Source organism: Pseudomonas sp. M20, assembly GCF_045037865.1.
GTDB lineage: Bacteria > Pseudomonadota > Gammaproteobacteria > Pseudomonadales > Pseudomonadaceae > Aquipseudomonas.
The window spans coordinates 5387663-5411212 of the sequence record NZ_CP173611.1 but is presented as its reverse complement, the minus strand read 5'-3'; the positions used below and the strand labels follow the sequence as shown (position 1 = coordinate 5411212).

Here is a 23550-nt window from a genome sequence, read left to right as displayed (position 1 = left end):
CTTAACCGTTTTTCGCCGGTCTTTAGCTACTTCGGACAGGCCGTTTTTGTGAAAAAACGGCCTTTTTTGTGGCCGTTTGAAAAGCAGAAGCGAAAAGATCGCAGCCTTCGGCAGCTCCTACAGGAATCGGTGTAGGAGCTGCCGAAGGCTGCGATCTTTTGATTTTGGATTAAGCAGACTTGGCCATGATCAACCCGGTCTCACTCGCCGCTTCCAGCCGAATTGCAATGAACTTCGACGTCGGCGTATGGCTGCCATCCCCAGTGCTCTCCAGCGGCACGAGCGGATTCACTTCCGGGTAATAAGCCGCCGCTTGCCCGGCCGGAATATCAAACGCCAGCAAGGTGAAGCCCTTCACCCGACGCTCACGACCGTCGTCCCATATCGAAACAATGTCAGCCTTCTGCCCCGGACGGAAGCCAAGTCGAATGATGTCCGCCTCATTGGCGAACAACACATCGCGCTGACCTTTCACCCCGCGATAACGGTCGTCGAGACCATAAATCGTCGTGTTGTACTGATCGTGGGAGCGCATCGATTGCAGGATCAGATCCGGCAGTTGTCCGGTGGCGCGGGTGCGCTCGTGCACCAGATCTTTCGGCAGCATGTTGGCGCGGAAGTTGGCGCGGCCCGACGGCGTGTTCCACTTGCGTGCGCCGGCGCTGTTGCCGAGGTAGAAACCGCCCGGGTTCTTGATCTTCTCGTTGAACGCTTTGAAGTTGGGAATGGTGTCGGCGATCAGTTCGCGGATGCGCCCGTAATCGGCCACCAGCCAGTTCCAGTCCACCGGTTTGCTGCCCAGTGTGGCAGCAGCGATACCGGCAATGATCGACGGCTCCGAACGCATCTGGTTCGACAGCGGCTGCAACTGACCGTTGGAGGCGTGAACCATGCTGAACGAGTCTTCCACGGTGACCGCTTGCGGGCCTTCGGTCTGGATGTCGATGTCGGTACGACCAAGGCACGGCAGGATCAGCGCGTCCTTGCCGTGAGCCAGATGGCTGCGGTTGAGCTTGGTGCTGATCTGCACGGTCAGGTCGCAATTGCTCAGTGCGGCGAACGTGCGCGGGCTGTCTGGCGTGGCTTGGGCGAAGTTGCCGCCCAGACCGATAAAGACTTTGGCGCGACCTTCGGCCATCGCGTGGATCGCTTCGACCACGTTGTGGCCGTTGTGGCGTGGCACCTTGAACTGGAAGCGACGTTCCAGCGAATCGAGGAACGCCACCGGCGGACGCTCGTTGATGCCCATCGTGCGGTCGCCCTGCACGTTACTGTGGCCGCGCACCGGGCACAGACCCGCACCCGGTTTGCCGATGTTGCCGCGCAGCAGCATCAGGTTGGCGATTTCCTGGATGGTCGGCACCGAATGGCGGTGCTGGGTGATGCCCATCGCCCAGCACATGATCACGTTCTTGCCTTTGGCATACATGCGCGCGGCTTGTTCGATTTCCACCAACGTCAGGCCGGATTGCTCGACGATCTGCTCCCACGGCGTGTCATCGACCACGCCGAGATACTCGAGGACATTGGCGCTGTGGGCATTGAGGAAGTCGTGATCGAACACGGCAGGTTCGCCAGCCTTCTGCGCGTCGCGCTCCCATTGCAGAAGGAACTTGGCCATGCCGCGCAGCAGCGCCATGTCGCCACCGAGGGCCGGACGGAAATAGGCGGTGTTGGTCGGTTTATCGCCGTTGGTGAGCATTTCGATCGGGTGTTGCGGGTGCTGGAAACGTTCCAGACCGCGTTCCTTCAACGGGTTGATACACACCACTTGCGCACCGCGCTTCACCGCTTCACGCAGCGGTTCGAGCATCCGTGGGTGATTGGTGCCGGGGTTCTGGCCCCAGACGAAAATCGCGTCGGCGTGTTCGAAATCGTCGAAGGTCACGGTGCCTTTACCGACGCCAACGCTTTGCGCCAACGCCACACCGCTGGCCTCGTGGCACATGTTCGAGCAGTCAGGGAAGTTGTTGGTGCCGTAGGCGCGCACGAACAGCTGATACAGATACGCCGCCTCGTTGCTGGCGCGACCCGAGGTGTAGAACTCGGCCAGATCCGGGCTCGGCAGACTCTGCAGGTGCTTGGCGATCAGGGTGTAGGCGTCGTCCCAGCTGATCGGCTTGTAGCGATCGGTTTCGGCGTCGTAGACCATCGGCTCGGTCAGACGGCCCTGATATTCCAGCCAGTAATCGCTCTGCTCCAGCAGCGAAGTGACGCTGTGTTTGGCGAAGAACCTGGCATCGACGCGGCGCTTGGTGGCTTCCCAGTTAACCGCTTTCGCGCCGTTCTCGCAGAACTTGACCATGCCGCTTTCCGGCGAATCGCCCCAGGCGCAACCCGGGCAGTCGAAGCCGCCGTTCTGGTTGGTCTTGAGCATCATGCGCAGGTTTTTCAGGGCGTTGTCGCTGGTCAACCAGGCCTGAGCCACACTGATCAGGGCACCCCAGCCGCCGGCGGCACCTTTGTAAGGCTTGTAGCGCGGGACAGGTTTCTGGTCGGCTTGATGATGTTGGCTCACGCTTGATTCTCCATCGCGGGGCTATACACCCGCGGCGCACTTTTCTGCGGCAGGTGGATGAGATTGAGGTTGTGTCGACGGGCCCATTGCACGGCAAGGCCGGTGGGTGCGGACAGGCTGACCAGGGTCTGGATGCCGGCACGCAAGACTTTCTGGATCAATTCGAGACTGCAACGACTGGTGACAATCGCCAGGCCGCCTGCTGTGGATATCTTCTGGCGGATCAGTCCGCCGATCAGCTTGTCGAGGGCGTTGTGCCGGCCGATGTCTTCGCGCCCGAGCAGCAATTCACCGCTGGCGTTCATGAACACCGCCGCATGCACTGCGCCGCAATGCTGACCCAAAGGCTGAAACGCGCCGATGCGCTGGCGCAAGCCGTCGAGCCATTCGATCGGCGGTAACGCTGCGCCGGCCAGGACTTTGAGATCGGGCAACGCCTGCTCCACCGCTTCCACACCGCACAATCCGCAACCACTGGTACCCGCCATTTGCCGGCGCTGTTGCTTGAGGTTCCAGAACGCGCGATTGGCGATGGTCACTTGCGCGTATTGCGCGGAGCCGGCACCGGTCAGTTGCAGGTCATAGATATCGGTGGCGTCCTCGATGATGCCGCTGCCTAGACTGAAGCCGACGATGAAGTCTTCCAGGTCGGTCGGTGTCACCAGCATCACCGCCTGACTGATGCCGTTGTAGGCGATCGCCAACGCGACTTCCTCAGCCAGCGCAGTGCTGGCCGATGCCTCGCGGGGTAAATCGCTGTAACTGTAGGTCTGGCTGGCGGCAGGCGCGGGCGTTTCAATTGCAGGCGCCGCGCAGGCTGGGCGCTTGGCGTTCATGGCATCACCGACGGTTTGATCAACGTTAAGACTAGGCGCGGCAAGTTGTCGCGTCTAATCGCTAGTGTCGATCTATCGATAGATGCCGTCGATCATGAGGCAATTGGCGATTGCTGATACAGCGCGAAACAGGCCTCGGCCAGCGCGGAACGTGGGGCGCCACGGCGCATGATCAAGCCAAGCGGGGCGAGGGTCTGGGCGTCTTCGATCGATTGCAGGCGCAGGTGGTCGGTGAGTTTTTCCAGGCCGCCGTCGAGCGGCATGATCGCGCAGCAAAAACCGCCGTGTACCGCTTGTAACAATTGATGGACGGCATCGGTTTGCAGCAACGGTTGCGGAGTCAGGCCACGGCTGTGGAAGTTGTGGTCGATGGACTGACGGAAATGCATGCCGCTGGTGAGCATGCCCAGCGGCAGTTTGATCAGCGATTCCCAGCTCAGCGGAGCTTCACCGAAGGTAAAAGTGCGCTGGTCGTACAGCAGGCCCATGCGGGTTTCGTCGAATGCCAGTGATTCGAAACGTTCGTGATCCAGGCGGTCGAGATAAGAAACACCGATGTCGATTCGGTTGTTCGCCAGATGCTCGAGGATCTGCTCAGAACTCAGTGCCGACATTTCAAAGCGCAGATTCGGGTGGGCGCTGTGCAGGCGTTGCATCAACGGCAGTGGATCGAAACTCGACAGCGGCACCACGCCCAGCCGCAACGTGCCGATCAGGTTGCCGCGACACGCCGCTGCTTCCGCGTGCAAACCGTCATAAGCCGCCATCACCGAGCGCGCCCACGCCAGCACCCGCTCGCCCGGCGCGGTGAAACCTTCGAAACGCTGGCCACGGTTGACCAGCGGCAGGTCGAGTTCTTCTTCGAGGCTGCGCAGACGCATCGACAGGGTTGGCTGGGTAATGTGGCAACGCGCGGCGGCCTGGCCGAAGTGGCGGGTTTCGTCGAGGGCGATGAGGAATTTCAGCTGCTTGATGTCCATCTTCGCTCCAGGCGCTGGCAGGGGTGGGGGATTCTACCGCTTGCGCGGCGGCAGGGTCATTGGTCGGCTTGGAACCGGGTTTGTCCGCGGTGGTCTAGGCTTGGACGACTGAACCTTTATTCCATGGAGAGAACCACGATGAGTCTTTTAAGTTTTGTAAAAGAAGCCGGTGAAAAGCTGATCGATCTGCTGACCCCGGGCAACGCCAATGCCAGTGAGCAGTTGAAGGAACACATCAGCAAGGTCGGCCTGGGCAATCCGAATGTGCAGGCGACGGTGGATGGCGACAAAGTGACCGTCACCGGAGAAGTCGCGAGTCAGGAAGAGAAAGAGAAGATTCTGCTGGCGGTGGGCAATATTGCCGGGGTTGGCAGCGTGGATGACCAGATTACTGTGAGTGGCCCGGTTGTCACTGCCGCACAATTTGTCGTGGTCAAGTCGGGTGACACCCTCAGCGCTATTTCTCTGCGTGTGTACGGGGATGCCAACAAGTATCAGAAAATTTTCGATGCCAACAAACCGATGCTCAAGGATGTGAACAAAATCTATCCGGGGCAGACTCTGCGTATTCCTGAGTAACACAAAACACCTGTAGGAGCTGCCTCAGGCTGCGATTTTTTGACTTTGTTTTTTAGAAACCAGATCAAAAGATCGCAGCCTTCGGCAGCTCCTACAAAGATCAAAGCCCTGCGATCAAACTGCGGTAATCCTCAACCGCCGCAAACTCAGCCGTGTCCTTCGGCCCCTTGCGGCTGTCCGGCTCTTTCACCGCCAGCAAATGCGCGACACCAAAGTCCCGCGCACTGCGCAGAATCGGCAAGGTATCGTCGATAAACAGACTGCGCGACGGATCAAAGCCGATGTCTGCCTGCAAGGCATCCCAGAACTGCGGGTTTTCCTTGGGAAAACCGTAATCGTGGGAGCTGATCAGCCGTTCGAAATACGGCGCCAGCTCAATCCGTTCCAGCTTCAGCGACAGTGAATCGCGGTGCGCGTTGGTGATCATGATCACCCGTTTACCGGCACGTTTGATTGCTTCCAGAAAGGTATCGGCATCCGGCCGCAAGGCAATCAGGTGCGCGGTTTCCTGCTTCAATTCCCGCACCGACAACTTCAGTTCGGCACTCCAGAAATCCAGGCAATACCACTGCAACTGGCCAGCGTGGCGTTCGAACAACGGCTGCAATTCCATCTCGGCCATGGCCCGGCTGACCCCGTGCAGTTCGGCGTAGCGCTGCGGCAGGTGTTCCAGCCAGAAGTGATTGTCGAAGTGCAGATCCAGCAGCGTGCCGTCCATGTCGAGCAGAACGGTATCGATGTCGGACCACGGTAATGAAGGCATGGCAACGTCTCGAGCGGTAGAAAGATATCCGACGTAAACAATCGGGAAAGCCGCGTTATAGTAGCGCGTTCACGCCAAGGAGCTTTGCATGCGCCAGAAACCCACCGTACTTGCCCGCGAGATCGTCGCCACCAGTCGTCTGTTTTGCGTCGAAGAACTCAAGCTGCGCTTTTCCAACGGCGTTGAACGCACTTACGAGCGTCTGGTCGGCAAAGGTGCGGGCTACGGCGCGGTGATGATCGTGGCGATGCTGGATGCCGAACATGCAGTGCTGGTCGAGGAATACTGCGGCGGTACCGATGAGTACGAACTGTCCTTGCCTAAAGGTTTGATCGAACCGGGCGAAGACGTATTGGCGGCAGCCGAGCGGGAACTCAAGGAAGAAGCCGGATTTGGCGCGCGACAACTGGAGCATCTGACCGAGCTGTCGTTATCGCCCGGTTACATGAGCCAGAAGATCCAGGTCGTTCTGGCTACCGATTTGTACGAAGAGCGGCTGGAAGGCGACGAGCCCGAACCGATGCGCGTCGATAAGGTGAACCTGCGCGAATTGTCGTCGCTGGCGCTCAATCCGCAATTTTCCGAAGGCCGTGCGTTGGCTGCACTGTATCTGACCCGCGATCTGCTGACCGAGCGCGGGTTCTTTCCAGCATGAGTGAGATATCGATGACGTTTCCCCACCCGTTGATGGCGCCGGTCGTTGAGCTGGCATTGCAGGCCGGCGAGGCGATTTTGCCGTTCTGGCGCTCCGGCGTTGAAGTCACGGCCAAGTCCGATGACTCGCCGGTGACGGCGGCTGATCTGGCCGCGCACCATCTGATCCTTGCCGGGCTGACGGCGCTGGATCCGAGCATTCCGGTGTTGTCGGAAGAAGACGCCAACATCGCCCAGAGCGTACGCGCCGGCTGGCAGCGCTGGTGGTTAGTGGATCCGCTGGATGGCACCAAGGAGTTCATCAGCGGCAGCGAAGAGTTCACTGTGAATATTGCACTGATCGAAAACGGTCGCGTGGTATTTGGCGTGGTGTCGATGCCGACCAACGGTCGCTTTTATGTCGGCGGCGCCGGGCTTGGTGCGTGGCGCTGCGACAAGGGCGGCACGCCGGTTGCGATTCAGGTGCGTGATGTGCCGGGGCCGGGAGAGGCGTTTACCGTGGTGGCCAGCCGTCGGCATTCCAGTCCTGAGCAGGAGCGCTTGCTGGCGGGGTTGAGTGCGAGTCTGGGCGAGTTGCAATTGGCCAATATCGGCAGCTCGCTGAAATTTTGCCTGCTGGCCGAAGGTGCGGCGGATTGCTATCCGCGCCTGGCACCGACTTCGCAGTGGGACACGGCGGCGGCGCAAGGTGTGCTGGAAGGGGCGGGCGGTGAGGTGTTGGATCTGCGCGGGGAAGCGTTCTGTTATCCGGCGCGGGAATCGCTGTTGAACGAGTTCTTTTTGGCGCTGCCGGCGAAGGCGGCGTGGCGTTCCAGGTTGTTGGAGTTGGCTCGGTGTTAAGTGGGCTGATCCGCAATCCCCCTCACCCCAGCCCTCTCCCCTAGGAGAGGGAGCCGACCGAGGGATATTGGAAAGCAGCGCTGACCTGGTCGAGGATTTGCTGAATCCATAATCGCTGCGATCTTCCAGGTCGATGTACAACGCAAGACATCTCGGTCAGTCCCCTCTCCCTTTGGGAGAGGGCTAGGGTGAGGGGCTTTTGATCTTCAGCGGTGCAAAACGTACTGGCCGGTAAACCTCACCGCATCCTCATCGCTACCCGCATTGACGATCCGCGTATCGAGCGCCAACCGCGCCCGCCCATAACGCCGATACATCGCCAGAAACCTCTTCCACGCCTTCGCATCAGGCGCCGGGCAAATTGCTACCGCATCGCCGGTCACGGGCAGTGGATAACGGATCTGTCCCTCCTGAATCACAATGTGCCCGTCGGTGATTCCTTCTTCTTTCAGACGCAAATGCAACCAGCCCCAACCGGCCAGCACCGCGCCGCAGTAAAGGCTGCCGCCGAACATGGTGCTCTTGTGATTGACGTTCGGATCCAGCGGTAAATGCAGACTCAATTGCTGCTCGCGCCAGTCGAGCACTTTGAGGCCCATGTCGCGGGTCAGTGGAATATCGTGATGGAGCACGGACTCCAGATAGTGACTGTCGGTGCTCATTCGTTCTCGTCCCCATGGCTGCTGTCGCCGAAGTTGAGACCATGCTTGCGCAACTTGTCATGCAGAGTCTTGCGCGGAATACCCAAGGCCTCGGCGAGGCTGCGCACCGAACTGTGGGAGCGTGCCAGTTCAGCGGCGATCAGCGACTTCTCGAAATTTTCCACCTGCTCGCTGAGACCCCCATTGATGACCTCGATCGTGGTGCTGCCACCGCCTTCGGCGCCAGCGTTATCCAGCGCCAGTTCCAGGCCGAGGGCGAAACGTTCGGCGGCATTCTGCAGTTCGCGCACGTTGCCCGGCCAGGTGTGGCGCAGCAGCAAGGCGCGTTGTGCCGGCTGCAGTTCATGTGGCGGCAAACCGTGGCGGGTGCTGGCTTCATCGGCGTAATGCTGGAACAGCACCAACGCATCTTCTCCACGTTCGCGTAGCGGTGGAATGCGCAGTGGCGCGACATTGAGCCGGTAATACAAGTCGGCGCGGAAGCGGCCCTGATCAGCGGCCTGACGCAGGTCTTCCTTGGTCGCGGCGATCACGCGGATGTCCAGCGGGATCAGTTGATTGCCGCCCAGACGCTCGACCACGCGCTCCTGCAACATGCGCAGCAACTTGACCTGCACATCCATGCTCATGCTTTCGATTTCATCGAGAAACAGCGTGCCGCCATTGGCAAATTCGAATTTACCGATCCGACGTTTCTGCGCGCCAGTGAAGGCGCCGGGTTCGTGGCCAAACAGTTCGCTTTCCACCACGGACTCGGCCAGTGCGCCAGCGTTGATCGCCACGAACGGGCCATTTCGGCGGCTGGATAAATCGTGCAGCGCACGGGCGACGACTTCCTTGCCGGCGCCGGTTTCGCCGAGGATCAGCACGTCAGCCTTGGTCGCGGCCAGCGCACCGATCTGCTCCCGCAAGCGCAGCATGGGCGTCGAGTGGCCGACCAGTCGCGCGCTCAGTTCGTTGCGGTCGCTGAGGGCCAGGCGCAGGCTACGGTTGTCCAGCACTAGGCGGCGCAGAGCGAGGGCGCGGCGCACGCTGTCGAGCAGCGCATCGCTGGCGAAGGGTTTCTCGAGAAAATCATAAGCGCCGGCACGCATGGCTTGTACCGCCAGCGGCACGTCGCCGTGGCCGGTGATCAACAGCACGGGGAGTTCCGGATCTTGTGCGTGCAGTTCGCTGAGCAATTCCAGGCCATCCATGCCCGGCATGCGGATGTCGCTGACCACCACGCCCGGCCAGTCACGCTCAAGCTGTGCGGCCAGGCCCTTGGCTTCGGACAGTGGCAGAATTTTCAGGCCGGCCAGATCCAGGGTCTGGCCGAGGGCCTGACGCAGGTGCGGATCGTCGTCGATCAACACCACCTGAATGCGATTGTCGATGGTCATGCACTTCGATCCTCGGACGGTTGCAGGCTGACCCCGGGCGCACCGGCGCGCAGCCGCAGGGTAATCAAGGCGCCACCTTGCTTGTGGTTGGCGAACGACAGTTCACCGCCGAAGGCGCGCATCAGCGTTTCACAAATGGCCAGCCCCAGACCAAGGCCCTGAGTGCGGGTCTTGGTGGTGTAAAAGGGTTCGCTGGCGCGGCCAAGGGCTTCCATGCAAAAGCCCGGGCCGTTGTCGCGAATGTACAGATTGACGCCCTCGGCGGTGGATTCGGCACTCAGCCAGAGTTTGCGCGGCGGGCCTTTTTCGGTAAGGGCATCGAGAGCGTTGGCGAGCAGGTTGCCGAGCACTTGGCGCAGACGCGTTTCCCCGGCCTCGACCCATAGGGTGGCGGCGGGCAGGTCGCGGATCAGCTCGACTTCCATGCTCCGGCGCCGTTTGGCCAGCAGCGCCAAGGCATCGTCGAGCGCCGGTTGCAGGGCAACGCTCTCCGGCGCGTGGCGATCACGACGGGCGAAGGCGCGCAGGTGGGCGATGATCGAGGCCATGCGCCCGGTCAGTTCGCTGATCAGTTTGAGGTTGCCGCGAGCGTCGTCGGTGCGCTGATGATCGAGCAACACCTCGGCGTTTTCCGCGTAGCTGCGGATCGCCGCCAGCGGCTGATTGAGTTCGTGGCTGATGCTCGCTGACATGGTCCCCAGCGCCGACAGCTTGCCGGCCTGGACCAGATCATCTTGGGCGCGCACCAGCTCCTGCTGAGCCTGTTCACGCTCCAGCACCTCTTCTTTCAAACGTCGGTTGAGGCCTTCGAGGTCGCTGGTGCGTTCCGCCACACGGCCTTCCAGTTCACGGCGTGCCTTGGCCTCGAACGCGATGCGTTCCAGATAATGCCGACGGCGCTGCATCATCAGACCGAGCAACAGCATCACTACCAGCAGCGTGGCGCCGCCGATTGCAACCACGGTGCGCACCGGACGGTCGATCAGCGTGCGCGGCGCGAGGATGCTCACGCTCCAGCCGGTTTCGGCGATGTCGTGGGTCTGAATCAGCCACGCGCTGGGGCTGAGGTTCAATGGACGTGGCTCGCGGGTCGGGTAGGGCTGGATGGCGGTGATCGCTGAGCGTTCGCCATCGCTCAATTTACGGGTCGAGCGAAAGCGCCATTCCGGACGCGAGGTGAGGATGACCACGCCGTTGTGGTCGGTCACCAGCAGTTGTTCCGGAGTTTTACCCCACAGGCTTTCGGTGTGGTCGAGGTCGACCTTGATCACCAGCACGCCGATGATTTTTTCGCCGTTGCGCACGGCGGCGGCGAAGAAGTAACCGCGCTTGGCCGAGGTGGTACCGAGACCGAAAAAGCGACCGAGGCGTCCGGCCATGGCTTCACTGAAATACGGCCGGAACGAAAAGTTGCGGCCGACAAAGCTGTCGTGCTTGTCCCAGTTCGATGCGGCCAGTGTTTGCCCGCTGGTGTCCATCAGGTACATGACTTCGGCGCCGGTCTGCGCGGCGATGTTCTTCAGCAGGCGATTGGCATTGCCTTGGGTAACGCCGTCGTCCGGCGCGCCGAGGACCGAGCGAAGGGCCGGCAGGTCGCCGAGAATCTGTGGCAACACTTCGTAGCGGTGCAGGGTGCCCAGCAGGTTGGCGACGTACAGGTCGAGGGTCTGACGGTTCTGTCCGGCCAGTTCGCTGCGGTAATAGCGCTCGGCCAGATGTTCCAGCGGCCACAACAGCGGCGCCAGACACAGGGCCAGCAGGGCGAGGCTGCGCCAGCGAGGTCTGCGGGGAAGGGTTGGTTTCATGAGCCAGATGCGCCTGTAGGGACAGGCGCATTATGCCCGGCCTCAGGCGAAGACGTCAGCGTCCTTGAGCAACGCTGCGACCTGATCCTTGGCGGACAGCTTAGGCGCTTCGTCCAACTGCCAGTCGATGCCCAGAGCGGGGTCATCCCAGCGAATGCTGCGCTCGGACGACGGGTCGTAGTAGTTGGTGGTCTTGTAGAGGAATTCGGCGAACTCGCTCAGCACCACGAAACCATGGGCAAAACCTTCCGGCACCCACAGTTGACGATGGTTTTCCGCAGAAAGACGCACCGCTACGGATTTGCCGAAGTGCGGCGAGCTGCGGCGAATATCCACGGCGACATCCAGTACTTCACCAACGGTCACGCGGACCAGTTTGCCCTGAGTGTTTTGCAGTTGGTAATGCAGGCCACGCAATACGCCTTTTTGCGAGCGCGAGTGGTTGTCCTGAACAAATTGCGTGTCCAGACCGGTAGCGTCCTGGAACGCCTTGGCGTTGAAACTCTCGTAGAAGAAACCGCGCTCGTCACCGAACACCTTCGGTTCGATGATCAAGACACCGGGCAGGTCGGTGGTGATTACATTCATGGGGGCTTCCTAGGCAGGTGTGAATGGCCGTCATTCTTGCGCAAAGTGCCGAAGGGTGCGAGTGCTGGAAGACAAATAGCCCGGATGCCTTTACACGGTTGGGGGTTGCGGATAGCGCGCAGCAATGGCGATATAGGCGCCTAATAAAATTTCAGGGGTCGTTTCATGCCGCTCGCCACGTTGATTCATCGCGCCAGTTTGCCCAGCCCGCAGGTTTCTGCAGAGCAGGCCCGGCAATGGCTGGCGGAACATTACGGACTCAGCGGCACGTTGCAGGCCCTTGGCAGCCAGCAGGATCTCAATTTCCGCGTCGACAGCCCGCGCGGTCGGTTCGTGCTGAAAATCTGCCGTGGCGATTACGCCCTGGTGGAGCTGCAAGCCCAGCACGCTGGGCTCAAGTACCTGGCCGAGCAGGCGGCGGTGACGGTGCCGCGGGTGATCGCGGCCAATAACGGCGAGGATCTGCTGTCACTGGAGGTTGGGGGCGAAGCGGTGCACGTGCGTCTGCTCGATTACATCGACGGCCAACCGCTGACACATCTCGATCACCTGGGCCAGGAAGTGGTGGCGGGTTTTGGCCGGCTCTGCGGTGAGATGGATCTGGCGCTGGCCGGGTTCGACCATCCGGGCCTTGAGCGCACATTGCAGTGGGATGCCCGCCACGCCAGTGCACTGATCAGCCATCTGCTGCCGGTGATCAAGGATGAGCAGCAACGCGCATTGATTGCCGATGCGGCAGAACAGGCCGAGCGCCGCTTGCAACCGTTGCAGGGCAAACTGCCGGTGCAGGCGATCCACATGGACATCACCGATGACAACGCTGTCTGGGCGCGCGATGCCCTGCGTCACTGGCAGTTGCAGGGCGTGATCGACTTTGGCGATCTGGTGCGCACCTGGCGCATCAGCGATCTGTCGGTGACCTGTGCGGCGTTGTTGCATCACGCCGATGGTGATCCGTTTATCATCCTGCCGGCGGTGCAGGCCTACCACGCGGTCAACCCGCTGCAACACGAAGAGTTGCAAGCGCTGTGGCCATTGATCGTCGCGCGCGCGGCGGTGCTGGTACTCAGTGGCGAGCAACAGGTCAGCATCGACCCCGCGAATACCTACAGCCGTGACAACCTCAGCCATGAGTGGGAAATCTTCAGGGTGGCGATATCGGTGCCACAGGCGCTGATGGAAGCGGCGATCCTCACTGCCGTCGGTCACGCATTGCCGGTGATCGATAGCGAAGGTTTTGCGCCCTTGCTGCCCGGCCTGGTCGGACGTGAATTTGCCCTGATCGATCTCGGTGTCCTGAGTCCGCATTTCGAGGCAGGCAACTGGGAGCAGGCGGGCATCGACCAGCGCCTGCTGACTGAAGCGGCTGCAGCGCATGGTTTGGCGGCGAGCCGTTATGGTCAGTACCGGCTGTCGCGTACTCGTCCTGACAGTGCCGTTGAACCGGACACCTTCCCGCTGCACGTGGAATTGCGCGTGCCTGATGGCAGCGCCGTGGAGGCGCCGTTCGCTGGCGTCGTGCATCAGGCAGCTGACGGTGCGCTGCAACTGGATGGCCCGCAACTCAGCCTGCGGCTGTGGGGCGTGACACCGTCGCTGCACAGCGGCGCGGCGCTGGTCAAAGGTCAGGTGCTGGGCGCGGTCAGCGGCCCGTTGCGGGTGCAGTTGTGCCGGGGCGCGCAGCTTGATGCACCGTTGTTTTGCACCCCGGCGCATGCAGCGGCTTGGCAGGCGCTGTGCCCATCGCCAGCGGCATTGTTGGGGCTGGCCTGCGATGCCGAGCCGGAGCTGGACGCGAAAACCCTGCTCGAGCGCCGCGATGCCAGTTTCGCCCGCACGCAAAAGCACTACTACGTCGACCCGCCGCGCATCGAACGAGGCTGGCGCAATCACCTGATCGACATGCAGGGCCGTTCCTACCTCGACATGCTCAACAACGTTGCAGTGCTCGGTCACGGCCACCCGCGCATGGCGGCGGTTGCGGCGCGCCAATGGTCGCTGCTCAACACCAACTCGCGATTCAACTATGCGGCGGTTGCCGAATTCTCCGAGCGTCTGCTGAAATTGGCGCCGGAAGGCATGGACCGGGTGTTTCTGGTCAACAGCGGCAGCGAGGCCAATGACCTGGCGATTCGTCTGGCGTGGGCCTACAGCGGCGGGCGCGACATGATCAGCGTGCTTGAGGCCTATCACGGCTGGACGGTCGGCGCCGATGCGGTATCGACGTCAATCGCCGACAACCCGAAAGCGTTGGAAAGCCGCCCGGACTGGGTGCATCCGGTACCTGCGCCAAACACGTATCGCGGTGAATTCCGCGGTCTCGACTCGGCGCCGGATTATGTGCGCAGCGTTGAGCATCACCTGGAAAAGCTCGCCGAGCAGAAGCGCCAATTGGCCGGGTTTATCTGCGAGCCGGTGTATGGCAATGCCGGCGGTATCTCGCTGCCGCCGGGATATTTGAAACAGGTGTACGGGTTGGTACGCGCGCAGGGCGGCGTGTGCATCGCCGACGAAGTGCAGGTCGGGTACGGGCGCATGGGCCATTTCTTCTGGGGCTTCGAAGAGCAGGGCGTGGTGCCGGACATCATCTGCATGGCCAAGGGCATGGGCAACGGTCAACCGCTGGGTGCGGTCATCACGCGGCGGGAAATTGCCGAGGCGCTGGAGGCCGAGGGTTATTTCTTTTCGTCGGCGGGCGGCAGTCCGGTCAGTTGCCAGATTGGCATGGCGGTGCTCGATGTCATGGAAGAAGAAAAGCTCTGGGAGAACGCGCAGGTGGTCGGTGGCCACTTCAAGGCGCGGCTCGAAGCGCTGATCGATAAACATCCGCTGGTGGGCGCGGTGCACGGTTCCGGGTTCTATCTCGGGCTTGAGCTGATCCGCAATCGCGAGACGCTGGAAGCGGCGACCGAGGAGACGGCGTTACTGTGTGATCGCCTGCGTGAGTTGGGGATTTTCATGCAGCCGACCGGTGATGATCTGAACATTCTGAAGATCAAACCGCCGATGGTGACGTCGCGCCAGAGCGTGGATTTCTTTGTCGATATGCTTGATCGAGTCCTCAGCGAAGGTCTGTAAGCACGCACACTGACCCCTGTGGGAGCGAGCCTGCTCGCGAAAGCGGTTTCTCATTCAACCACTGTGTTGATTGATCAATCGCCTTCGCGAGCAGGCTCGCTCCCACATTTGTTTTGGGTTGCTAATTCGATTTTTATCGGCTTTTGTTGGGTATATTTAGACGAAAGGCTATTAATCAGCTTCTAAAGCCGATATTTATCGGCTATAAAGTCGCCATTGCTCCGGCATGGCGATTTCATGTCCGGTGCGCGCGTTTTTCTTTTCGGTCGAATTGTCGACCGTCGAAGCACTTGCCCGGAGATGATTCATGAGCCGTATCGTTACCGTCGCCGCCACTCAGATGGCCTGTTCCTGGGATCTGCAAGCCAACCTCGAAATCGCTGAAAGGCTGGTGCGCGAAGCCGCCGCCAAAGGCGCGCAGATCATCCTGATCCAGGAGCTGTTCGAGGCGCCGTACTTCTGCCAGAAGCCAAACCCGGACTACCTGCAACTGGCGACGACGGTGGAAGAAAACCTCGCGATCAAACATTTCCAGAAGATCGCCAAAGAGCTACAAGTGGTGCTGCCGATCAGCTTCTACGAGCTGGCCGGCCGCGCGCGTTTCAACAGCATCGCGATCATCGATGCCGACGGCAGCAACCTCGGGATTTATCGTAAAAGCCACATCCCGGATGGCCCGGGTTATCACGAGAAGTATTACTTCAACCCGGGCGACACCGGTTTCAAAGTGTGGAGCACCCGTTACGCGAAAATCGGCGTGGGCATCTGCTGGGATCAGTGGTTCCCTGAAGCTGCACGCAGCATGGCGCTGCAAGGTGCAGAAATCCTTTTCTACCCAACCGCCATCGGCAGCGAGCCGCACGACAAGACCATCTCGTCCCGCGATCACTGGCAGCGCGTACAACAGGGCCACGCCGGCGCCAACCTGATGCCGCTGATCGCCAGCAACCGCATCGGCAACGAAGAACAGGACGGCTATGACATCACGTTCTACGGCTCGTCGTTCATCGCCAACCAGTTCGGCGAAAAAGTGCAGGAGCTGAATAAAACCGAAGAAGGTATTCTTGTGCACACTTTCAACCTCGACGAGCTCGAACACATTCGCAGCGCGTGGGGTTCATTCCGTGACCGCCGTCCGAACCTGTACGGTGCGTTGAAAACCCTCGACGGTTCCCTGGAGTCCTGATCCCGATGACCACCTTGAAAAGTACCCCGCGTGCCGACGGCTTTCACATGCCGGCCGAGTGGGCGCCGCAAACGCAGACCTGGATGATCTGGCCCGAGCGCCCGGACAACTGGCGTCTGGGCGGCAAACCGGCGCAAGCCGCACACGCCGCGGTGGCCAAAGCCATCGCGCGTTTTGAACCGGTAACCGTGGCCGTGTCCGCCGGCCAATATGAAAACGCCCGTGCACGCCTCGACGTGCCGAATATCCGCGTGGTCGAAATGTCCAGCGATGACGCCTGGGTACGTGACAGCGGCCCGACCTTCGTCATCAACAACAGCGGCGAAGTGCGCGGTGTGAACTGGGACTTCAACGCCTGGGGCGGTTTCGACGGCGGTCTGTACTCGCCGTGGAACCGTGATTCGCAGGTCGGCGGCAAGATCCTCGAGATCGAGCGCAGCTCGCGTTATCGCACTGAAGGTTTTGTGCTTGAAGGCGGTTCGATTCACGTCGATGGCGAAGGCACGCTGATCACCACCGACGAGTGTTTGCTGAACCGCAATCGCAACCCGCATCTGGGCCGCGAAGAAATCGAAGCGGTGCTCAGCGCCAATCTGGCTGTGGATAAAATCATCTGGCTGCCGGATGGTTTGTTCAACGACGAAACCGACGGCCATGTGGATAACTTCTGCTGCTACGTGCGTCCGGGCGAAGTGTTGTTGGCGTGGACTGACGATCCGCAGGATCCGAACTACCCGCGCTGCCAGGCGGCGATGAAAGTCCTGCAAAGCAGCACCGACGCCAAGGGTCGCCCGTTCACGGTGCACAAAATGCCGATTCCGGGTCCGCTCTACGCGACCGAAGAAGAGTGCGCCGGTGTCGATCCGGTAGACGGCACGCAAGAACGCAATCCGTCTGTGCGCCTGGCCGGTTCCTACGTGAACTTCCTGATCGTCAATGGCGGCATCATCGCGCCGAGCTTCGACGATCCAATGGATGCGCCGGCCAAGGAAATCCTGCAGAAGCTGTTCCCGCAGCACGAAGTGGTGATGGTGCCAGGTCGTGAACTGTTACTGGGTGGCGGCAATATCCACTGCCTTACCCAACAGCAACCCGCGCCGCACAAAGATTGAGTTGAGTCGTAACAGCTTGAGTTGATTAATAAATCAGCCGGGCAATGATTAGCTCACTATGCATGCACAGAAGCCCGCAGCCCGGTTGGACTGCGGGCTTCTTTGTATCCGCTTGTCGACAAATCAGAAACCTTGGCATAGCTCTTGTATTCATCACCCGTGCACTAGGGGGCGTTCTCAATTAGTTTTCACACCGCGCCGGGTCTGCTGTTGTGCAGGGCAAGGCGCGAGAAGCGTGGTTTGGTCATTCCAAATAAGCTTCGAGCAACGCAGCCCTGCACAACAGCAGGCCCGGCCCTTCGGGTTGTGCCTTAAAGCCGGCCAGTCTGCGTTGCAGGCCTTGGAAAGGGAACAACCATTCCCAGCGGCCTGCGCCTTGCCTGGCTGGCTTTAAGGCGACAACGCGGTGTGAAAACTAATTGAGAACGCCCCCTAGGGAGGGGGGAGAACTTCAACAGTTCTGTCATAAACCTTGGATAACTTAGCCGCTCATGAACGGGGAGAGAGCGCTGAAATGAACGCCGAAGTGAACGTAGTCAGCGAGCGGACGTTGCATCCCATGGCCGTAAACGGCGAATCGCTCCAGATTGTCGCGCACTGGTTGAAGTCCAATGGAACGCGTCAGATCAGGCAACCTGATCCGCGCCGGATGATGATCGAGCGTTACCCCGCTGACCTGTTCAGCGAGGCCGAACTGGATGCGTTGTGGGCTGTGATGGAAGGATAAGAAAAACAACAGGGATTGGTAAAAGCGCTGCCGGGATGGCGGCGCTTTTTTATGCACCATACAAAAACCAATGTAGGAGTGAGCCTGCTCGCGATAGCGGTTTGTCAGTTGATATTGATGTCGACTGACACACCGCTATCGCGAGCAGGCTCACTCCTACAGGTTTTGCGTTGAATCAGAAAGAATAGGTGCCGGTCATCACGACGCTACGTGGCGCTCCCGGCTGGATCTGATACTGGCTGGTCGCCGACGCGTAGTACTCACGATCAGTGATGTTGTTCAGCGCTGTGCGCAAATCCCAATCCTTGAAGCGGTAACCGACCAGCGCATCCCAACGGCCATAACCCGGCAACACGGTGGTGTTGGCGTTGTCGGCATAGCGCTGGCCAACCAGGGTCAGACCGGTTTCGCCATACCAGCCCATCTCCGGTTTCCAGGTCAGGAACAGGCTGCCGTTGTGCTTGGCGACGTTGTTGATGCGTTTGCCTTCCAGGCCGTTGTTGTCCTTCTCGATCTTCGCGTCCTGCATACCAACGCCACCGCGCATGTACCAGTTGCCGACAATGTTGCCAGTGGCCGTCAATTCGATCCCGCGCGAACGTTGCAGACCGGACATCACGGTCAAGGTCGGATCGTTTGGATCGGTGGTACGGCGGTTATAGAGTTCCAGGTCATAGATCGCCAGCGTGGTGCTCAAGCGGTCATCGAACCAGTCGCTCTTCACGCCGATCTCTTTCTGCTTGGTCAATTCGGGGCTGAGGTCGTTGGTGTTGCCGGCCGCGCCTGGGGTGATGCCGATCAAGCCGCCGCCCACTGGCGAAAACGTTTTCGACCACGACGCGTAGAACGAATGGTTCTGCAACGGCGTCCAGACCAGGCCGACGCGCGGGCTGGTGCTGTGGCTGTCGCGATCTTCAGAAATGTTGCGCAGCTTGTTGGTCGACTCGATATCGAAGGTGTCGTAGCGCAGACCGGCGAGCACTTGCCATTGATCGTTCAGACGCAACTGATCCTGCACGTACACCGCGCGGCTTTCGACTTCGGTGTGGCTGCTGCTGGAAACCTGCATGGCCCCGGTGTGGCGCAGATCGCGGTTCGGGTTGTACAGGTCGAGCGACGGCACCGGCTGCGCGCCGGGCGTTCTGCCGGTTGCAGCGTTATACAGCTTTGGATCGCGGTGCTGGCTGCCGATCTCGATGCCGGTCAGCAGGCGATGTTCAAGGCCAAAAGTGTCGAATCCGCCCTCAAGTTCAACGTTGTTGTAGACGTTGCGGGTGGTCAGATCCTGCTGCCAGTGCTGACGCGTGACCTTGTTGGTCGCCGGGGTGTAACCGGTGAGGTAGGTGTTGTCGAAATCGCTGTCGAGCTTGAACACGCCGAGGGTCTGGCGCAGTTGCCAGTTGTCGTTGATTTCGTAGCTGAGTTTTGAGCGCAAGGACTGCGACTTGTCATCGATGAAATCGTGATCGTTGCCGTAGGTGGTGTCACGACCGACATCGGCCGGGCGCCCGTTGACGCCGGGGATGCCGCGATCCGGGGTGCGGTTGTAGCGGCTGTATTCGTATTGCACCAGCCAGTGCAGATCCGGCGTCAGTTGCCAGCTCATCGACGGCGCGAACAGTTGGCGATTGCCACTGACGCCATCGCGGAAACTGTTTTCATCCATGTTGCCCATGTTCAGGCGCAGGCTGATGTTTTCGCTCGGGTCGGTGCTGAGATCAGCGTAAAGACTGCGCAAATCTTCGCTGCCACCCTGTGCTTCGATGGTCGAGCGGCGACCGAACTCGGGCATTTTGCTCACGCGGTTGACGATCCCGCCCTGACTGCCTCGGCCGTACAGCACGGCGGCCGGGCCTTTGAGCACTTCGACGCGTTCGATGTTGTGCAGGTCGCGCTTGTATTGGCTGTCGTCGCGGATGCCGTCGAGATAGAAATCGTTGCTGGCATCAAAGCCGCGAATGCGCAGGCTGTCGAAGCGAGTATCGGCGCTGCTGCTGACGTTGGGCATGCCGCTCAAGGCGTCGGCGATGTCATTGGTGCCGTAGTTGGCGACGTTCGAGGTCTTGATCGAATCGATCGCCTGCGGCACATAGCGCACGGGTGTCGAGGTGCGGGTCGCGGTGCTGCTGAGCTTCACGCGCGGGTCATCGACTTGCGCTTCGGCACTGATCGCGGTGGCGGGTAGTTCGGTCGCCGAATAGGCAAAACCACTGGACAGAAAAGCAGAAAGCCCAAGGGTGACGGGCGTAAGACGGAACGGGGCAGACATTGAACAGCGCATCCGAAAGGGTAGAAGAATTCGATCGCGCGAATGGTAATGCTTTGCATTTACTTCCGTTAATTATTCCTTATAAGTTCCCTTGTCTGATTGTTTCAATTTGTGTCCTGTTCCACACAGTCTGACCGGTCGGCCAATTCGACCGATTCGTGAAACAGACTGAAAGCCATTCCAGCGTTTTTCCGCATGAGTGCGGGGACTAACCTGCCGCCATCGATTTTCCTCACTTTTTTGCTGGAGCTTTCCCCATGATTGTTCATTACGTCTACGATCCGTTGTGCGGCTGGTGCTATGGCGCCAAGCCGCTGATTGAAGCCGCACAACAGGTGCTGCCAGTGCTCGCCCATGCCGGGGGCATGATGAGTGGAGCCAACCGCCAGCCGGTTTCCTCGCAGCTGCGCAATTACGTCATGCCCCACGACCGACGCATTGCCGAGTACACCGGCCAGCCTTTCGGCGAGGCGTATTTCGACGGTTTACTGCGCGATCACTCGGCCGTGTTCGATTCAACGCCACCGATTGCGGCGGTCATGGCGGCCGAAGCCATCGACCGAGGCGGTCTGCGCATGTTGGGGCGGTTGCAGACCGCGCACTATGTGGAAGGGCGACGCATTGCCGATTCAGCCGTGCTGTTGGAATTGGCCATGCAGATCGGCTACGCGCAGGAAGATTTCCACCTTGCGTTTGAGTCCGTTGATAGCGAGGGGCATATAAAAGCCAGTCGCCAGTTTTTGGCTCAATTGGGCGGTCAGGGTTTTCCAACGATTGCTCTGGAGCAGAACGGCACGTTCCAGTTGATCGACATCAGCCCCTGGCTGGGCAAGCCGCAGGCATTTGCCGATTGGTTGCAACAGGCAATCGTCCTCGATGAAACCGGTAAAACTTCTGCATTTTGTTCTATCGATGGTTGCGCCTGATACGCGCTGGATTCACTGGCTGTTTGCATTTCCCAGCAAGGAGTCAGCGCAAAATTTACGTTTCTTAGACGATTTTTACCTATTTAAAGACGATTCTTGAAATTGACACATTGTTGAAGGCGCGGCTACGATTCGGCCCAACGCCTGTGGCCAACCGCCATGACTCAAAACAAGGAGCAGGCCCGCCATCACGTTATCGTGGGCGGGCCTTTTTGTTTCGGGGTGAATAAAAGAGTGCAAAAGCGCCGTTTCCGCCGTTCGACACAGCGCGTTTCAACCCGTAATAAGGAAAACAAAATGTTGAACAAGCGAATCAGTCTGATCGCACTGGGGATGTTGAGCGCCACTCAGGCCATGGCTAATGACCAGGCCGAGTCCAAGGGTTTTGTTGAAGACAGCAGCCTCAAAGTGCTGCTGCGCAATGCCTACATCAATCGTGATTATAAAGACGGCAACAAAGACAAGGCCGAGTGGGGCCAAGCGGCCATCGGTACGTTCTCGTCCGGCTTCACCCAAGGCACCGTGGGTGTCGGTGTCGACGCTTTCGGTCTGTACGCACTGCGTCTGGACGGCGGCAAGGGCCGCAGCGGCGCCGGTGGTATCGATTTCTTCAAGCAGGAAAATGACGGCCGCGCGAACCATGACATAGCGAAGGGCGGTGCCGCGGTGAAGTTCCGCTTCTCCAACACCGTGTTGACCTACGGCGACCAGATGCCGGCCCTGCCGGTGCTGAGCTACGACAATGTGCGTCTGCTGCCGGAAAGCTACACCGGTACCCTGATCACTTCCAAAGAGATCAAAGGCCTGGAACTGAACGCCGGTCGTTTCACCGCCGAATCGCGCAAGAGCGATGAAGGCCGTGATAGTGGTGGTCTGAAGTCGATCAACGTTTTGGGCGGTAGCTACCAGTTCACCGAGAACTTCAAAGGTGCGTTGTACGCTTCCGACGTCGAAGACGTATTGAAGAAACAATACGTGAACGCCAACTACGTGTTGCCGTTCAACAAGGATCAGTCGTTGACCCTGGACTTCAACGGCTATCGCACCAAGCTGGACAGCTCGTACGTTCGCGAAAACACCGTTCCGGGCGAAAGCATCGTGACCGGTCGCGACAACAAAATCTGGAGCCTGGCCGCAACATTCGCAACGGGCCCGCACTCGTTCACCGTGGCGCACCAGCGTTCCACCGGCGACAGCAACCTGGGTTACGCCTACGGCGGTTACCAGAAAGATCAAGGTCGTGTCGGTGACGGCGGTAACTCCATCTACCTGGCCAACTCCTACTGGTCCGACTTCAACGCTGAAGACGAACGTAGCTGGCAATTGGGCTACGGCCTCGACTTCGGCGCATTCGGCGTACCGGGCCTGAGCTACAACTTTGCTTACGTGCGTGGCGACAACATCACCACTTCCACCAGCGAAGGCGGCACCGAGCGAGAGATCTTCAACCAGTTCAAATACGTCGTGCAGTCTGGCCCGGCCAAAGACCTGAGCGTGAAACTGCGCAGCTCGATCCTGCGTGTTTCGCAGAAATCCAGCGAGTACAACGTCAGCGGTAACGAACTGCGCGTATTCGTGGATTACCCGATCAACATCTTCTGATGCCTGATCAAGTGTAAGAAACATGAGAAAAACCCCGACTGGTTCGGGGTTTTTTTTCGACGGTTTTTCGATGAAAACCAGAAAAAACCCGTGTTTTTGTCATGTGAAAGTTGTTTTTGAGGCGCTGCAAACTCCGTTTCAAACAGGGCTTTAAATGCCTGAAATTCTTTCTCATGGACGCAAATTCTCCACCTAATAGATTAGGCCGCTCAACGCAGCGGAGAATTTGGTAATGATCGTTTTGAACAGAGAAGTGGGCGAATCGCTACGGCGCGACAAATATGTCAACGTCCAGGGTGGTGACTTCAATCTCTACGGTCATTTTGCCGACTTCGTCAGACTGACCAAAAGTTGGGAAAACATGGAGCCTGACAGCTACTACGGTCAGGCCGAAGCCGGCATGCGTTACCGTCGTTACAGCGACTTTGAGTACAACCCCAAGACGCGTGAGTTGAAGCAGCTCGAGCATCGCGCCTACGTGCAGTCGAAAGAGCACAACGCCTATGTTGGCGGCCTGGTGCGGCACTTTCAGGACTTCTCCGATGAAGTGATTACTTCGCCGGTGATGCGCAGCCTGATCGACACCGATTTCGAAGTGTACAAAAGCGTACTGCCGGAAGAGCTGCACGATGAAATCTGGCAGTGCCAGATCCATCAGATCCGCATCGAGATAAAACCCGGCAAACAACTGGAAATCACCCCTGAAGGCATTCACTGCGACGGTTATCCGTTCAGCGGTGTGCACTTCTGGGGCCGCAATAACGTCGAGGGTGCGGAAAGTCGTTTGTATGACACCCACGAGCATCAACTGGCATCGACCACTTACGAGGAAATTCTCGACACCACCTACTTCCTCGATCGCGACATGCGCCACTACGTAACCCCGGCCCGCAACCCGCACACGCATGCGATGGCGTACCGGCAGATTCTGGCGATTTCCTTCTCGCGGCCCGGGACCGCTTTCGACATTGTTCGCTAATCAGATCACCCCAATCGACGGCGTCGAGTGCTCGACGCCGGTGGTGCTGCGACGCGCCACGGCC

Annotated in this window: 19 protein-coding genes; 10 read left to right on the top strand and 9 right to left on the bottom strand. The window is 59.7% G+C overall.

Features of this window, described 5'->3' with window-relative positions; genetic code table 11:
- Positions 1-169: 169 nt before the first annotated feature.
- From ACI514_RS23975 to ACI514_RS23965, 3 genes are all read right to left on the bottom strand, one after another.
- Positions 170-2518 carry an FdhF/YdeP family oxidoreductase gene (locus ACI514_RS23975; protein ID WP_160054772.1) on the bottom strand — a complete coding sequence of 783 codons (2349 nt, stop codon included), beginning with the start codon at positions 2516-2518 and terminating at the stop codon, positions 170-172.
- Positions 2515-3354: a formate dehydrogenase accessory sulfurtransferase FdhD gene (gene fdhD / locus ACI514_RS23970; protein WP_160054774.1), complete on the bottom strand. Its 840-nt coding sequence runs from the start codon at positions 3352-3354 to the stop codon at positions 2515-2517. Before fdhD ends, ACI514_RS23975 begins: the two co-directional genes overlap by 4 nt.
- Positions 3355-3446: 92 nt before the next feature.
- Positions 3447-4334 (bottom strand): LysR family transcriptional regulator, encoded by an 888-nt coding sequence (locus ACI514_RS23965; RefSeq protein ID WP_405122504.1) that lies wholly within the window; start codon positions 4332-4334, stop codon positions 3447-3449.
- A 138-nt stretch (positions 4335-4472) separates the two neighbouring features.
- Here ACI514_RS23965 and lysM point away from each other — a divergent pair, with 138 nt between their 5' ends.
- Complete coding sequence (gene lysM / locus ACI514_RS23960; RefSeq protein WP_016986405.1) at positions 4473-4913, top strand: peptidoglycan-binding protein LysM; 441 nt, start codon at positions 4473-4475, stop codon at positions 4911-4913.
- Between the two features lie 100 nt (positions 4914-5013).
- Here lysM and yrfG read toward each other — a convergent pair whose 3' ends face one another.
- Complete coding sequence (yrfG, locus tag ACI514_RS23955; protein ID WP_405122503.1) at positions 5014-5676, bottom strand: GMP/IMP nucleotidase; 663 nt, start codon at positions 5674-5676, stop codon at positions 5014-5016.
- An 88-nt stretch (positions 5677-5764) separates the two neighbouring features.
- On the opposite strand from yrfG, the gene nudE reads away from it, so the two are divergent.
- Both nudE and cysQ read left to right on the top strand, forming a co-directional pair.
- Positions 5765-6331: an ADP compounds hydrolase NudE gene (gene nudE / locus ACI514_RS23950; protein WP_034151897.1), complete on the top strand. Its 567-nt coding sequence runs from the start codon at positions 5765-5767 to the stop codon at positions 6329-6331.
- An 11-nt stretch (positions 6332-6342) separates the two neighbouring features.
- Positions 6343-7170: a 3'(2'),5'-bisphosphate nucleotidase CysQ gene (cysQ, locus tag ACI514_RS23945; RefSeq protein ID WP_405122502.1), complete on the top strand. Its 828-nt coding sequence runs from the start codon at positions 6343-6345 to the stop codon at positions 7168-7170.
- 206 nt (positions 7171-7376) lie between these two features.
- On the opposite strand, the gene ACI514_RS23940 is transcribed toward cysQ, so the two are convergent.
- The 4 genes from ACI514_RS23940 to rfbC are packed head-to-tail and all read right to left on the bottom strand — an operon-like array spanning position 7377 to position 11607.
- On the bottom strand, positions 7377-7832 hold the full coding sequence (locus ACI514_RS23940; protein WP_160054784.1) for a YiiD C-terminal domain-containing protein: 456 nt from the start codon (positions 7830-7832) through the stop codon (positions 7377-7379).
- Entirely contained in the window at positions 7829-9214 is a 1386-nt protein-coding gene (locus ACI514_RS23935; protein ID WP_405122501.1) for a sigma-54-dependent transcriptional regulator, read from the bottom strand. Before ACI514_RS23935 ends, ACI514_RS23940 begins: the two co-directional genes overlap by 4 nt.
- Positions 9211-11019 (bottom strand): ATP-binding protein, encoded by a 1809-nt coding sequence (locus ACI514_RS23930; RefSeq protein ID WP_134176222.1) that lies wholly within the window; start codon positions 11017-11019, stop codon positions 9211-9213. The genes ACI514_RS23935 and ACI514_RS23930 overlap by 4 nt, the downstream gene beginning before the upstream one ends.
- Before the next feature lie 42 nt (positions 11020-11061).
- Positions 11062-11607, bottom strand: a complete 546-nt coding sequence (gene rfbC, locus ACI514_RS23925) for a dTDP-4-dehydrorhamnose 3,5-epimerase (protein WP_160054788.1) — start codon at positions 11605-11607, stop codon at positions 11062-11064.
- 165 nt (positions 11608-11772) lie between these two features.
- Here rfbC and ACI514_RS23920 point away from each other — a divergent pair, with 165 nt between their 5' ends.
- From ACI514_RS23920 to ACI514_RS23905, 4 genes are all read left to right on the top strand, one after another.
- Positions 11773-14685: an aminotransferase gene (locus ACI514_RS23920; RefSeq protein WP_160054790.1), complete on the top strand. Its 2913-nt coding sequence runs from the start codon at positions 11773-11775 to the stop codon at positions 14683-14685.
- Positions 14686-14992: 307 nt separating this feature from the next.
- The gene (aguB, locus tag ACI514_RS23915; RefSeq protein WP_405122500.1) at positions 14993-15871 is read left to right on the top strand and encodes an N-carbamoylputrescine amidase; all 879 of its coding nucleotides are present in this window, start codon (positions 14993-14995) and stop codon (positions 15869-15871) included.
- Between the two features lie 5 nt (positions 15872-15876).
- Positions 15877-16983 carry an agmatine deiminase gene (aguA, locus tag ACI514_RS23910; RefSeq protein WP_405122499.1) on the top strand — a complete coding sequence of 369 codons (1107 nt, stop codon included), beginning with the start codon at positions 15877-15879 and terminating at the stop codon, positions 16981-16983.
- A 514-nt stretch (positions 16984-17497) separates the two neighbouring features.
- Complete coding sequence (locus tag ACI514_RS23905) at positions 17498-17710, top strand: hypothetical protein (protein WP_016986304.1); 213 nt, start codon at positions 17498-17500, stop codon at positions 17708-17710.
- A gap of 175 nt (positions 17711-17885) precedes the next feature.
- Here the strand turns inward: ACI514_RS23905 and ACI514_RS23900 are convergent, their stop codons facing one another.
- A complete protein-coding gene (locus tag ACI514_RS23900) occupies positions 17886-19979 on the bottom strand; it encodes a TonB-dependent siderophore receptor (protein WP_160054796.1) in 2094 nt (697 codons plus the stop codon).
- Between the two features lie 257 nt (positions 19980-20236).
- On the opposite strand from ACI514_RS23900, the gene ACI514_RS23895 reads away from it, so the two are divergent.
- The 3 genes from ACI514_RS23895 (at position 20237) to ACI514_RS23885 (ending at position 23486) form a co-directional block, all read left to right on the top strand.
- Positions 20237-20905 (top strand): DsbA family protein, encoded by a 669-nt coding sequence (locus ACI514_RS23895; protein ID WP_405122498.1) that lies wholly within the window; start codon positions 20237-20239, stop codon positions 20903-20905.
- Between the two features lie 297 nt (positions 20906-21202).
- Positions 21203-22507 carry an OprD family porin gene (locus ACI514_RS23890; protein ID WP_405122497.1) on the top strand — a complete coding sequence of 435 codons (1305 nt, stop codon included), beginning with the start codon at positions 21203-21205 and terminating at the stop codon, positions 22505-22507.
- A gap of 232 nt (positions 22508-22739) precedes the next feature.
- Complete coding sequence (locus ACI514_RS23885) at positions 22740-23486, top strand: 2OG-Fe dioxygenase family protein (protein ID WP_405122496.1); 747 nt, start codon at positions 22740-22742, stop codon at positions 23484-23486.
- Positions 23487-23550: the final 64 nt, after the last annotated feature.

What these genes read in the sequence shown, in the direction of transcription:
- ACI514_RS23895 (WP_405122498.1), top strand. Translation starts at nt 20,237, where the DNA reads ATGATTGTTCATTACGTCTACGATCCGTTGTGCGGCTGGTGCTATGGC.
- yrfG (WP_405122503.1), bottom strand. Translation starts at nt 5,676, where the DNA reads ATGCCTTCATTACCGTGGTCCGACATCGATACCGTTCTGCTCGACATG.
- ACI514_RS23900 (WP_160054796.1), bottom strand. Translation starts at nt 19,979, where the DNA reads ATGTCTGCCCCGTTCCGTCTTACGCCCGTCACCCTTGGGCTTTCTGCT.
- nudE (WP_034151897.1), top strand. Translation starts at nt 5,765, where the DNA reads ATGCGCCAGAAACCCACCGTACTTGCCCGCGAGATCGTCGCCACCAGT.
- ACI514_RS23940 (WP_160054784.1), bottom strand. Translation starts at nt 7,832, where the DNA reads ATGAGCACCGACAGTCACTATCTGGAGTCCGTGCTCCATCACGATATT.
- ACI514_RS23890 (WP_405122497.1), top strand. Translation starts at nt 21,203, where the DNA reads ATGTTGAACAAGCGAATCAGTCTGATCGCACTGGGGATGTTGAGCGCC.
- ACI514_RS23905 (WP_016986304.1), top strand. Translation starts at nt 17,498, where the DNA reads ATGAACGCCGAAGTGAACGTAGTCAGCGAGCGGACGTTGCATCCCATG.
- aguA (WP_405122499.1), top strand. Translation starts at nt 15,877, where the DNA reads ATGACCACCTTGAAAAGTACCCCGCGTGCCGACGGCTTTCACATGCCG.
- cysQ (WP_405122502.1), top strand. Translation starts at nt 6,343, where the DNA reads ATGACGTTTCCCCACCCGTTGATGGCGCCGGTCGTTGAGCTGGCATTG.
- ACI514_RS23965 (WP_405122504.1), bottom strand. Translation starts at nt 4,334, where the DNA reads ATGGACATCAAGCAGCTGAAATTCCTCATCGCCCTCGACGAAACCCGC.
- ACI514_RS23930 (WP_134176222.1), bottom strand. Translation starts at nt 11,019, where the DNA reads ATGAAACCAACCCTTCCCCGCAGACCTCGCTGGCGCAGCCTCGCCCTG.
- aguB (WP_405122500.1), top strand. Translation starts at nt 14,993, where the DNA reads ATGAGCCGTATCGTTACCGTCGCCGCCACTCAGATGGCCTGTTCCTGG.
- lysM (WP_016986405.1), top strand. Translation starts at nt 4,473, where the DNA reads ATGAGTCTTTTAAGTTTTGTAAAAGAAGCCGGTGAAAAGCTGATCGAT.
- rfbC (WP_160054788.1), bottom strand. Translation starts at nt 11,607, where the DNA reads ATGAATGTAATCACCACCGACCTGCCCGGTGTCTTGATCATCGAACCG.
- ACI514_RS23885 (WP_405122496.1), top strand. Translation starts at nt 22,740, where the DNA reads ATGATCGTTTTGAACAGAGAAGTGGGCGAATCGCTACGGCGCGACAAA.
- fdhD (WP_160054774.1), bottom strand. Translation starts at nt 3,354, where the DNA reads ATGAACGCCAAGCGCCCAGCCTGCGCGGCGCCTGCAATTGAAACGCCC.
- ACI514_RS23935 (WP_405122501.1), bottom strand. Translation starts at nt 9,214, where the DNA reads ATGACCATCGACAATCGCATTCAGGTGGTGTTGATCGACGACGATCCG.
- ACI514_RS23920 (WP_160054790.1), top strand. Translation starts at nt 11,773, where the DNA reads ATGCCGCTCGCCACGTTGATTCATCGCGCCAGTTTGCCCAGCCCGCAG.